At 36.6% G+C, this 12,860-nt stretch carries 10 protein-coding genes; 6 read left to right on the top strand and 4 right to left on the bottom strand.

All coding sequences use genetic code 11. From position 1 onward, the window contains the following. Positions 1-5: 5 nt before the first annotated feature. The 3 genes from F8162_RS27970 to hemL all read right to left on the bottom strand — a co-directional run bounded on the left by F8162_RS27970 (position 6) and on the right by hemL (position 7,292). Positions 6-1,094 carry an aromatic acid exporter family protein gene (locus tag F8162_RS27970; RefSeq protein WP_151631828.1) on the bottom strand — a complete coding sequence of 363 codons (1,089 nt, stop codon included), beginning with the start codon at positions 1,092-1,094 and terminating at the stop codon, positions 6-8. Positions 1,095-1,352: 258 nt separating this feature from the next. Then, a complete protein-coding gene (locus F8162_RS27965; protein ID WP_151631826.1) occupies positions 1,353-5,789 on the bottom strand; it encodes a glutamate synthase-related protein in 4,437 nt (1,478 codons plus the stop codon). A 198-nt stretch (positions 5,790-5,987) separates the two neighbouring features. Continuing rightward, positions 5,988-7,292, bottom strand: a complete 1,305-nt coding sequence (hemL, locus tag F8162_RS27960; RefSeq protein WP_151631824.1) for a glutamate-1-semialdehyde-2,1-aminomutase — start codon at positions 7,290-7,292, stop codon at positions 5,988-5,990. A 121-nt stretch (positions 7,293-7,413) separates the two neighbouring features. Here hemL and F8162_RS27955 point away from each other — a divergent pair, with 121 nt between their 5' ends. The 6 genes from F8162_RS27955 to perR all read left to right on the top strand — a co-directional run bounded on the left by F8162_RS27955 (position 7,414) and on the right by perR (position 11,704). Further along, on the top strand, positions 7,414-8,427 hold the full coding sequence (locus tag F8162_RS27955; protein WP_144615649.1) for an ATP-binding cassette domain-containing protein: 1,014 nt from the start codon (positions 7,414-7,416) through the stop codon (positions 8,425-8,427). Then, a complete protein-coding gene (locus F8162_RS27950) occupies positions 8,420-9,211 on the top strand; it encodes an ABC transporter permease (protein ID WP_000521523.1) in 792 nt (263 codons plus the stop codon). Before F8162_RS27955 ends, F8162_RS27950 begins: the two co-directional genes overlap by 8 nt. 4 nt (positions 9,212-9,215) lie before the next feature. After that, complete coding sequence (locus F8162_RS27945) at positions 9,216-10,001, top strand: ABC transporter permease (RefSeq protein WP_151631822.1); 786 nt, start codon at positions 9,216-9,218, stop codon at positions 9,999-10,001. A 72-nt stretch (positions 10,002-10,073) separates the two neighbouring features. Then, on the top strand, positions 10,074-10,478 hold the full coding sequence (locus F8162_RS27940; protein WP_151631820.1) for a potassium channel family protein: 405 nt from the start codon (positions 10,074-10,076) through the stop codon (positions 10,476-10,478). A 44-nt stretch (positions 10,479-10,522) separates the two neighbouring features. Beyond that, entirely contained in the window at positions 10,523-10,978 is a 456-nt protein-coding gene (bcp, locus tag F8162_RS27935; RefSeq protein ID WP_151631818.1) for a thioredoxin-dependent thiol peroxidase, read from the top strand. A gap of 297 nt (positions 10,979-11,275) precedes the next feature. Further along, a complete protein-coding gene (gene perR, locus F8162_RS27930) occupies positions 11,276-11,704 on the top strand; it encodes a peroxide-responsive transcriptional repressor PerR (RefSeq protein ID WP_000237831.1) in 429 nt (142 codons plus the stop codon). Positions 11,705-11,908: 204 nt separating this feature from the next. Here the strand turns inward: perR and F8162_RS27925 are convergent, their stop codons facing one another. Then, positions 11,909-12,265, bottom strand: coding sequence for a YgzB family protein (locus F8162_RS27925; protein WP_151631816.1), 357 nt, complete (start codon positions 12,263-12,265; stop codon positions 11,909-11,911). Positions 12,266-12,860: the final 595 nt, after the last annotated feature.

The raw sequence follows: 12,860 nt of genomic DNA, 5'->3' as shown, positions 1-12,860 counted from the left end.
TTTCTTTATTCGTCTTCTTTTTTATCTTCGATTTGGAGTTCTGCTTCTGGTTTATGGTATGTGTAGAAGCTATCCACAAGTAAATCTAAATGCTCTACTTCTTCACTATAGTTAATAATGGCAGAAATAAGAGGGAAGAGGTGTAGCCATGTTTTATACGCTTCCTCATCGTCCTTGTTTTGATAATCCATAAAGATATCAATTAATTCTTGTTTACCTGTTTCAACTTCATCAAGCATTTCAACGGATTGTTGTTTTTTTGCTTTACCAATAAATTTTAATAAAACTTGTTCATGATAATGGGTTAATGAATCAAGTTCGTTTTGGATAGATTCCTGAAATTCTTCTGGCATATAGCGCAGTTCATTTTCAGTACGATGTAATGATTTTAACGTACTTAAAGCACGGCTTGTCGTCGCTAACATTTGTCTGAATAAAACGAGCTTACGAATTTTTGCGAATTTTACTTTTTTCGTGTAGCTTCTTTCTTCTTTATACAGCAAATAGTAATGGTTTAATTTGATCATTTTTTCTTTCATACGATCAATATCAGTTTTTAGCGTTGTAAAATCAGAAGCTTGCCTACTATTCATTCGAATCCATTTTACAATTTCTTCTGTGTTATCAACGATACGATGATATAGTTTTGTTTCGTATTTTGGCGGCATAAACACTAAATTTACAAGTGAAGCCGCAATAATTCCAATCATAATCGTCGCAAAGCGAAGTAAGGCAAAACTAAAGAAATCTTCGCCCTGATACTCCATAATGGCGATAACTGTTACTAAAGCAATTGATATTGTGTTTTCTAATCGTAATTGCAGTGTAAGTGCGATTACTAATATACATGTTAATCCAATAATAAAAGGATTATGTCCAAAAGCAGTAGCAAATACGATAGCGAATACCGCGCCAATGACGTTTGCTTGAATTTGTTCAAGTGCAGTTAAATACGAGCGGTATACAGACGGTTGAACAGCGAAGATAGCTGAGATTCCCGCAAATACCGGACTCGGTAATTGAAGTAAAATACAAGCAAATAAAGCTAATGTGATGGCAATACCCGTTTTTAAAATGCGAGCACCAAGTTTCATACCCTTAATAAGATCCTTTCTCTTGTCATAGTGAATGTACAACATGATACTATACATTCATTACAATATGTTAGCAAGTGATATTTTAGTGACGTTAATAAGAAATTAAGATTCATTTATACTTTTTCCTAATTCTTTTTAAACATCAATTTTTAGTAAAAAAACCTGCTGAATTTCAGCAGGTTTCAAATTGTTACTATAGATTACTATGAGAAGTGTACTTCGTCAATTTATTCTTGAAAATGAAAGTTAGGTATATCACTCTGTTGAGATAGATGGGTCAGCTTGCTCTTTTTTCGGGATAATTTCAAAAAACTGGTGCTGCATATCATCGAGTAACGGTGTTATTAAAGCAACTTCCTCGTATTGCTCATGTTCATTTAATACACGAATATAATCTAGCAATAACTCAGTCACATCTTGCACGCCGTTTTTCCTAATTGGTTGTAATGTAACATTTGCCCCTTTTGCGATTCTTCTTTTTAAGGCCTGTTCTGTTAAACCCGAGTTTGCATCATGACGTAAATAAACAACACCGCCAGTCATACCAGCACAAATCCATGGACCAGGATCCCCTAAAACAAGCGCTCGCCCATTTGTCATATATTCAAAAGCGAAACCTTTAATATTAGAGTATGCACCTATATTTCCTTGTTCTTTTTCACGGAGTGGCTTTGTCATGCGTCCTCCAATTATCATGTCTGCTCCAGAGAGGCGAATGCCAGCGCGAGCATCGGCGTTACCTTGAACGTATAGCGCTCCTTTTTGTGCACCATATCCAAAACCTTTTCCGACAGAACCGTTATAATATATGCCGTCTTTTCCTTTTGTTTTCGTTATATAAATACCACCACCAAAGGAGGTTTTACCAATACCATCTTGTGCGCCGCCATTTACGTGTATAAATAAGTTCTCACTATTGTAAGCGCCTAATCCATTTCCAGGAATAGAGCCATTCATATACTTTAATGTAAGTGGTTCAAGCTTTGTATCTTCATATAATTTACTACGAACGCGATAGCAAGATTCTAGACCACCCATAACGCGTTGCTCTACGCCAACGCCTACTAATTCTTTTGAATGAGGGGAATGAGCTGTTTCAAATTGTTTTTCCGGCATCTGTTCCGTTTTTGGAACAGATGGATGTTCTATCGTTTGTAGTAAATTACATAAGTCTAATAAATTTTCGCCTCGAACTTGTTCTAATAAATCGGAATGTCCGACAATTTCTTGTAAATTTGTATAACCAAGATTTCCTGTTAATCGTTTTAGTTCTACGCCAAAAGTGGTGAATAAATGTAATAATCCAGCAACGGCGCTTTCTAATTCGCGCGGGACGAAGCGGCGTAATCCGTGTTCTTTCGCCTGAGCTTCAGACTCAATTTGTGTTGCAATTCCAACGTGACAAGTATCTAGATGACATCCGCGGCAAGTTGTACAGCCGATTGCAATCATGGATAATGTACCAAATCCAATACGATTTGCCCCAAGAAGCATGATTTTTAAGGCATCATTCACACTTCGAATACCACCGTCAGCCCAAATCTCTACTTTATGTCTCATATTTGCTTCTAATAAAGCATTGTGAGCGGCTTTCACGCCAATCTCTACAGGAAGCCCTACATGTTGCAAGGCGTGAATACGTGCAGCTCCTGTACCACCATCAAAGCCGCTAATGTTAATAAAATCAGCACCAGCTTTTGCGATACCGACAGCAATTGTTCCAATGTTAGGGACGACAGGGACTTTTACAGCTACTTTCGCAAGTCGATTAGCCGTTTTAATTTCTGTAATCATTTGAGCCAAATCTTCAATGGAATAAATATCATGATTGTTAGAAGGTGAAATTAGATCTGAGCCAATTGTAGCATTACGTGCTTCAGCTATTTTTGCTGTTACTTTTGAGCCTGGCAAATGTCCGCCTTCACCAGGCTTTGCTCCTTGCCCGATTTTTATTTCAATTAAGTTTGATGAATTTAGTAGTTCGGCGTTTACGCCAAATCGCCCAGATGCAACTTGTTGTCCACGTGTATGTGGATATTTTCCGATCATATCTTTAATTTCGCCGCCTTCACCGTTCAAGCTAATCATATTTAGCTGATCGGCCGCTTCTGCATATGAACGAAAGGCAATTTCATTTTGAGAACCGAATGACATAGAGCTAATAATAAATGGTAAATCATGATTTTGAATGCTGATGGACACTTCTTCAGCGGGAACTACATGTTTTGTTTGTTTCGTTTGAACAAGGTGTCTAATTGCGATCGGGTTATTTTCTTCTAGTTCACTTAACTTGTCACGGTAATCATCATAAGCGTTTCCTTTTGCGACATCACCGATTGCTTTCCAAATTCGCGGGAATATATGAAAAGATTTTCGCATTCTAACTTTAGGGTTGTTATAATCATCTGCTCGTATTTTTGCGTCTTCAGCAAGTGACTCGAGAGAGAAAGCTAAATTATTTGAACCGAAGAAATTCGTAATTTGTAATATATTTGCGATTTCCTCATGTAATCCGATAGAAGAATAGAGGCGACCGTAACCGCGTAATTCATGAATTCCAATTGTTGAAATGACTTTCTCTAGTCCTTTATTAAGTGCATGATATAAATTCGTAATGGGTGTTTTTGTCCCATCATTTACGGTTGCAAATAATAAATATGGATTCATACTATCTGCTCCTAATCCATACAGTGTGACGATATCATGTAAGGAGCGAAGGGCACCGGAACGTATAACGAGAGAGCAGTTTCGGCGTAATTTATTTTCACTTAATACTTGATGTACTTTAGCGGTAACTAAATGCGGATCAATCCATAACTGTCCATTTAGATGAGCATTGGCATCGTCTATTAATAATAGGGAAGCTCCATCGTTCACGGCTGTTATCGCTTCAGAACTAATTCGATTTAAGGCGTGTTGTAGAGTTTCAGCCGGACTGAATGTAGCAGAGATTGTAGCGATAGCGCTATGAGTATTGAATAGCTCTATAAGTTGTTCGTACGTAATTGTGTGTAATTCCTCTGCAATAGATTGTGCTACACTTCCTTCTAAAATAATTGGGGACAGCATCTCAACTACAAATGGTTGTTTAGCACCACTTAATAAACTTGGGCGTTCTCCAAGTATCGTTCGTGTGGAGAAGTGTTCGACCTCTCGATCGCGATCGATTGCTGGATTTGTAACAACAGCTACACTTTCCTTAATGAAGTCAGCGATATTTCGTCTATCGGTATCCAGTGCGGCAAGTGGTGAGTCATGCCCAAGTGAGCGAATGGGCTCAACGCCTTTTGTTGCCATCTGTTCAAGAAGCTGAATATGTTCTCGGTCCCATCCAAAAGCAACGTATTGCTTCGTTTCAACTTGCATAGAATTACATAATCCTGGGACTTCTTTCGTTTCAGGGATAGATAAGTTTAAATGATAATCTTTAGTATCAACTCGCTTTTTAAAACGTTCGTATACTTGGGTTTGGTATTTGTCATATTCATAAAGAACAAGTTCATCTTGTTCATTCCATTTTAATCCGACCTTTTCTCCAGGAGCGAGTGGTTTCGGTTCTGCTACATATTCAGTTGGTGATACAACTCCAGGTTCAGAAGAGAAAACATAAGAACTCGCTGTCTCTACTTTCCATACTGGTCGTAGTCCAAGAGAATCAACGCTGAAAACAGCTTCATCTTTATAACGTGAAATAATACCAGCTGGACCTTGTGCAAAATGGCCCCATGCCTCACGTATATACATATATAAATCTTGTAAATGTGGTTCATAAAGTTTAATTTCATTAATAATTGGTGGGAATAGTATATCCATTGCTTCAAATAAACTGTAGTCGTATTGAACAAGTAGAGTTTCTAAGGTGCGGTTTAAATCTTGGGAGTCGCTGCCCCCAGCAGTAAGTGGAACATGGATCATGTTAGCTTGATCGCGTAATTTTGCAATTGTGTTAATTTCACCATTATGTCCGAGAATGCTAAATGGTTGTACACGAAAAAAATTAGATAATGTATTAGTAGAATAGCGATTATGTCCTAGTGTCATAGTTGAAGCGATCAGCGGATGTTGTAAATCATTGTAATAGGCAACAAGCGTATCACCAGCACCTAGAACTTTATATACAACATGATCACGACTTAAGGAGGCAACATGAATCGCTTCGTTTTCCTCTATTTTTATCGTTACTGAAAATAATGTTTGCTCAATATTTTTAAGTGCATTTTCAGCGATAAGGGCAACTTGCCAAAATAAAGGCTCTTCTTGTTTACCAAGTGGACCGAGTGCATCGGAGTTTATTACATTGTCACTTTCGAAAAGAATTGCAAAGTTTTCGTTGTTTAGTTGTGTACGAATATGATTTTTTAAATTAACTACATTTGCGTTTTTGTTTAGAAAAAAATGTCCAACGATAAAGTGGGGATGATCCACGATCGTTGGATTATATCCGCTACTTTTTAGTTTTTCACTCCAAAGTGCTTTTGGTACATCAATGTGAATGCCGATTCCATCCCCTTCACCATTAATGAAACCAGCTCTATGGTTCATTTTGACGAGTGATTGTATGCAAAGGTCAATGTTTTCTTTTGTAGGAATTTTTCGTTTCTCCATAACGGAAACGATTCCACACGCATCATGTTCTGCATTTCTGTAATCTCGAAATAAAGACGGTGTCCATGTATTTGTTTTATTGAGCATCCGTCAATCCCCCCTCTTATTGAAGTTTGAATAATCTTACTATTTAAGGTGTGAGCAGCCTTGTATACAAAGATAGTAAGGATATAAAAGAAAATTAAACAGATAATTATGAATAATTATACTATTAATAAGGAATTTATGAAATAGAAAAAAGGAAAAAAGAAAGATGTGCTTTCTTTTTTCCTTTTAATGACGAGATTATTTATTGTCTGCTAAAGCAGCAAATGCTCTGCCTACAGCTTCGATTGTATATTCAATATCTTCTTTTGTATGTTCTGTCGTTAAGAACCATGCTTCGTATTTAGAAGGTGCTAAGTTAACTCCTTCTTGAAGCATAAGCTTGAAGAATTTACCGAACATTTCACCATCTGTATCTTGTGCTGCATCGTAATCTTCAATTGTATTTGTTGTGAAGTATACAGTTAAAGCACCTTTTAGACGGTTTAATGTAATATCGATATTATGTTTTGCTGCTTGCTCTAAAATTCCTTTTTCAAGCATTGCACCAAGGTCATCTAATTTCTCATAAAGCCCTTCTTGTTGAAGAACTTCTAGACAAGCAATACCAGATGCCATAGAAGCAGGATTTCCTGCCATTGTACCAGCTTGATATGCAGGTCCGAGTGGGGCAACTTGTTCCATAATTTCTTTTTTACCACCATAAGCACCGATTGGAAGTCCGCCGCCAATAACTTTACCAAGCGCTGTTAAGTCTGGTGTTACGCCAAGTAAGTCTTGAGCACCGCCGTACATGAAGCGGAAAGCAGTAATAACTTCATCATAAATTACTAGTGCGCCAGCTTCATGAACAAGTTCATTTACTTTCTCAAGGAAGCCAGGTTTTGGCTCTACAATACCGAAGTTTCCAACAATCGGTTCTACAAGGATAGCTGCTACTTCATGTCCCCATTTATCTAATGCTTCTTTTAAAGTTTCTACATTATTAAATGGAACGGTAATAACTTCTTGTGCGATACTTTGTGGTACACCAGCTGAGTCAGGAATTCCTAGAGTAGAAGGACCAGATCCAGCAGCTACAAGTACTAAATCAGAATGACCGTGGTAACAACCAGCAAATTTCATAATTTTTGTGCGGCCTGTGTAAGCGCGAGCGACACGAATTGTTGTCATTACTGCTTCAGTACCAGAGTTTACGAAACGGACTTTATCTAATGCAGGCATTGCTTCTTTTAACATTTTTGCAAATTTTACTTCTAGTGCTGTTGGTGTTCCGTAAAGTACACCATTTTCAGCAGCTGTTGTAATTGCTTTTGTAATGTGCGGGTGAGCATGTCCAGTAATAATAGGACCGTATGCTGCTAAATAATCGATATATTTATTTCCGTCTACATCCCAGAAATAAGCACCTTTTCCACGTTCCATAGCAACAGGAGCGCCGCCGCCAACTGCTTTGAAAGAACGAGAAGGACTATTAACGCCGCCAACGATATGTTCTAAAGCTTCTTTATGTAATGCTTCTGACTTTGTGAATTTCACTACCATTCATCTCCTTACAAAAATCTATGTATTATTCTAACATGTTTTTCGAAAAGACGTATTGTTTGTGATAGAGAAGGCAGTTGGGTAAACTATTCGTTGTGACATTTAGGAAGGGGGTCCGGTTATGAAATCGGTAATTGAGGTACAAGGGTTACGTAAAGAATTTACAGCCTATTCAAGTCGTCCGGGTTTAAAGGGTGCATTTCGCGATTTATTAAATCGTAATTATAAAATAGTACCAGCAGTAAATGACGTATCTTTTACTGTGAAACAAGGTGAAATGGTTGGGTATATTGGTGAGAACGGTGCCGGTAAATCAACAACAATTAAAATGCTTACGGGGATTTTGACTCCGACATCAGGAGACATTTTAGTAAATGGGATGAACCCACATAAGCAGAGAGAAGAATTTGTAAGAACAATTGGTGTTGTTTTCGGTCAACGCTCACAGCTTTGGTGGGACATTGCTGTGCAAGAATCGTTTCGTTTATTAAAAAAAGTGTACGGTGTATCAGACGCTCAGTATAAAGAGCATATGGAGCACGTGATTGAAACGTTAGATATTGGTCCTTTATTAGATAAGCCAGTTCGAAAGCTATCTCTTGGTCAAAGAATGCGTTGTGAATTAGCGGCAGCATTAATTCATAATCCGCCGTTATTATTTTTAGATGAGCCAACAATTGGGCTAGATGTTCTTGTGAAATTGAAAATACGTGAATTTTTAAAAGAAATGAATGAACGTTATAAAACAACAATTTTATTAACAACCCATGATATTACGGATATTGAAGCTTTATGCGAGCGTGTTATCATGCTGGATGAAGGAAATATTATGTATGACGGTTCTTTAAATAATCTTCGTACGCAGTGGGGAGCAGAGAAGGAAATACATTTTCAATTTATTGCACCAGTTTCCTATCAGGCTTTATCAATGGTTATGCCAGATAGTCATGTTGTTTGGTCGAAAGCGAAAGAGGAAAACGCGTGGGTTGCAAAAATACCGAATGAAGAAGTTATCATTTCAATGCTTATTTCTAAAGTAGTACAAGCCTTTCAAATTAAAGATTTAAAAATTAACGAAGTGTCTACAGAGGAAATTATTCGTAACATTTATGAAGAAGGTATTAAACATGGGTAAGTACATTGAAATGATTCGGATTCGCTTTTTAATGATGCTTGCGTATCGTACAAACTATTATAGCGGGATTTTAATTTATACGATTAATATCGGTGCGTATTATTTTTTATGGCAAGCAATTTATAGCGGAAAAGAGAATATTGAAAGTTTATCTATTTCGCAAATGACTACGTATATCGCAATTGCGTGGATGGCACGTGCCTTTTATTTTAATAATATTGACAGGGAAATTGCGATGGAAATTCAAGAAGGACGTGTAGCGGTAGAACTGATTCGTCCATATAACTATTTAGGGATGAAAGTGATGCAAGGTCTCGGTGAAGGAATATTTCGTTTTGCTTTCTTTTCAATTCCAGGTATGGTTATCGTTACCTTATTATTTTCATTGCAAATTACAACGAATTTTCAAACGTGGTTATATTTCTTCTTATCTTTAATATTTAGTTTTATTATTAATACACAAATTAATTTAATGACGGGAATGCTCACGTTCTTCCTATTTAATAATAGTGGAATTATGTATGCAAAACGTGTTGTTATTGATTTATTTTCAGGTCTATTATTACCAATTAGTTTTTATCCGTTATGGGCTCAGAAGGCAATGGTATTTTTACCGTTTCAGGCCATTAGTTATATTCCGAGTATGATTTTTTCAGAAGGTATACAAGGAAGTAAATTGTATGAGGCATTATTATTCCAAGTAATTTGGGCAATTGTACTTATTATTCCAATTGTACTCATGTGGAGAACGGCGAGAAAACGTCTAATTGTACAAGGGGGATGATGAGATGATATATATAAACCTATTTTTGCAATATGCAAGCCAATATATAAAAACAAAATTGGAGTATCGGGGCGATTTTATCGTTGGATTACTTTCTGATTTAGCACTGCAGGCTGTTAATTTAATCTTTATTCTCGTTGTGTTTGGGCATACGCAAGCATTAAAAGGCTGGAGTCGAGAAGAAGTCATCTTTATTTATGGTTTCTTTTTAGTGCCGTTTGCCATTTTCTCAGCTTTCTTTAACATATGGGATTTTAATGATCGTTACATTATTAAAGGGGAAATGGATCGTATATTAACGAGACCGATTCATAGTTTATTTCAAATTATATTAGAAAGAATGGAACTCGAATCTTTAATTGGAGCGATTACAGGAATGATTGTAATGGGATATGCAGCAGTGGAGCTACAATTATCTTTTTACTGGTACGATTTCTTCTTATTCTTACTGATGGTAGGAGGAGGAGCACTTGTATATGGAGGGATATTTGTTACGCTTGCGAGCCTTGGTTTTTGGTCGGATGCAAAAAGTTCAATTATGCCGCTAATGTATAACATAGGTAACTATGGTCGCTATCCTGTTAATATTTATAACCGTGTGATTCGCTTCATTTTAACGTTTGTTTTACCATTTGCGTTTGTCGGAGTGTATCCGGCAGCATACTTTTTAAGGAAAACAGAGTGGAATAGCTATGCGTTTGCAACACCATTCGTTGGTGTTATCTGTTTTACGATTGCAATCACTCTTTGGAATCAAGGGGTAAAAAGGTACCGTGGTGCTGGGAATTAATTATAGAAGCTTGTTTGTTTCTAAGGGATAAATCCAATGGCCATCTCATACATATAAAATGAGGTGGAGGACATGTTATGGGGATTTATTCTATTAATTGCAGCAGTTGCTATTTTGAGAAGTGTCCAATTGTTATGGAGTTCATATTCAGATTCTAGGCGTTTCTTTTCGTTGTATAATTTAGCCTCCTTATTTTTAATTTATACAACGGTACTGATTGCGTTTGGGTTAAGTTATGTTGTATTAGAAGAAATGGGCTTTGTAGTTTTGAAAGAAGATGGAGAAAGCTTGCATGCTCAATCTTTTCAACTTGTAGAAATTTGCTTATATTTTAGCGCAGTTACTTTATTGTCCGTTGGGTACGGTGATATAGCTCCGATTGGAATAGGGAGATGGATTGCGATTGCAGAAGCGTTAATTGGATATACATTGCCGTTTGCTTTTGTAATGAGGTCTGTAATAGACAATGAAAAATAAGATAGCATTTGATATAGTAAAAGAAAAGAGTAGGAGTGATAACAATGATCACAGTAGGAGAAATGGCTCCAGAATTTACATTAGAGGGAAGTAGCGGGGAACAAATTCGCTTAGCTGATTTTCGTGGTAAAAATGTAGTTCTATATTTTTATCCGAAAGATATGACTCCAGGGTGTACAACTGAAGCGTGTGATTTTCGAGATGCATATGGATTATTTCAAGAGAAAGATACAGTTATTCTTGGTGTAAGCCCTGATTCAGCGAACAGACATCTGAAATTTATTGAGAAGCATGAGCTTCCATTTGTACTTTTAGTAGATGAAGATCATAAGGTGGCAGAATTGTACGATGTTTGGAAATTGAAAAAGAACTTTGGGAAAGAGTATATGGGAATCGAACGTTCTACATTCCTTATTAATAAAGACGGTGAGCTTGTAAAAGAATGGCGTAAAGTGAAAGTGAAGGGACATATTGAAGATGTTCTTTCTTATATAAAGTAAATGCATTGTGGAGATAAATATATATAAGTAAGGCGAGTGTCTATACATATTTTATCGTCTTACATAAAGTGAAGTGTAGGGCATACCTCCTCAGATGATAGTATTCCAAGTGCGATTATGTCGCACTTTTTTTCTATGTAAATGTATAGAAAATGGGGAAGGATATATAAGAATAAGGCTATATACAAAAATAAACCACATACTTATAGTAGAAATATTGACGATTTATAAGAAAAGGAGTACACTCTTTATAAGAATTATAAAATAATAATCCGTATAGAATCGGGGTGCATGACGGTGGTCAAAGAAGAATTAAAAGAAGCGCTAGAAATGCTGAAAAATACGGGTGTACGCATTACTCCACAGCGTCATGCTATTTTAGAGTACCTTGTGGAATCAATGACGCACCCAACAGCGGATGACATTTATAAAGCATTAGAAGGTAAGTTTCCAAATATGAGTGTTGCAACTGTCTATAATAACTTACGTGTATTTAAAGAGGTTGGACTTGTAAAGGAATTAACTTATGGAGACGCTTCAAGTAGATTTGATTATGTTACAAGTCAACATTATCATGTGATTTGCGAAAAATGTGGTAAAATTGTTGATTTTCCTTATGGGGGTTTGGAACAGCTTGAAGAAGAAGCTGCGAAAACGACAGGCTTCGTTATTAATAGTCATCGCTTAGAAATTTATGGCGTTTGTCCAGAGTGTCATAAGGCGTAATATATAATAAAGAAAGAGGCTGACGGCTTTACGTCAACCTCTTTCTTTATTATATATGGGAATTACGTTAGGTTCAGGGGGATTTAAAATGTTCGGTGAGGAACCTAATTTAATTAAGGGTAAACATGAAAAGGTGATTTCTTGGTTAAGAAATCACCTTTTCATGTTTAGTTTTGTAAGGTTACATTGTAGACATATATATACCTATGATTTATAGCTTTTCTTATTATATTTCTCATCAAATTCTTTTCCTTCTAAACTTCGATCCGTTGTTAAAGGTTGGTTGCAATGCATACATGCGTCGACACGACCGAGCATTTTGGTTGGCTTATCGCAGCTTGGACAAATAATTTGTACAGTTTTAGTGGATAACATACCAATCCAAAAGTAAACAACAGTACTAGCGATAACAGCTAAAAAGCCAATCATCATAAATGTTGTCATAATAATAATGTTTTCACGGAAAAAGACACCTAAGTATGCAATGAAGAGGCCGATAAATACTAAACTTAATGCAAAGGTCCGGATTTTATTGATTTTGTTTGAATACTTAATGCTCATTCTCACCACGCTCCTATAACAATAATATAACATAAAATTTAGAATTTTCACTCGTTCGGAAACATGATAAAGTGATAAGATATGAAATGCGGAGTGTGATGAAGAATGAAGGGAGACTATAATGATTTTTTGGAACATGTTTATAAGGATTTAACGGGATGTGAAATTTTTTTTGTGAAAAGTATTGACCCTTTATGTACTGCATGATATATTAATAACCGTCGCTGATGCAGAAATGCAGAAAACGACAAAAAAGAAATTGAAAAACTTAGTTGACATCGAAAAACGAAGATGTTAACATAAGGGAGTCGCAAATGAGCGGCCAAGTAGTTCTTTGAAAACTGAACGAAACAAACAACGTGAAACGTCAATTTTTATTTTTAGATGCTAGACAAACTAACTTTATTGGAGAGTTTGATCCTGGCTCAGGATGAACGCTGGCGGCGTGCCTAATACATGCAAGTCGAGCGAATGGATTGAGAGCTTGCTCTCAAGAAGTTAGCGGCGGACGGGTGAGTAACACGTGGGTAACCTGCCCATAAGACTGGGATAACTCCGGGAAACCGGGGCTAATACCGGATAACATTTTGAACTA

This window comes from Bacillus sp. CH140a_4T, assembly GCF_008923725.1.
Taxonomy (GTDB): domain Bacteria; phylum Bacillota; class Bacilli; order Bacillales; family Bacillaceae_G; genus Bacillus_A.
This window is presented reverse-complemented; position numbering and strand designations above follow the sequence as displayed.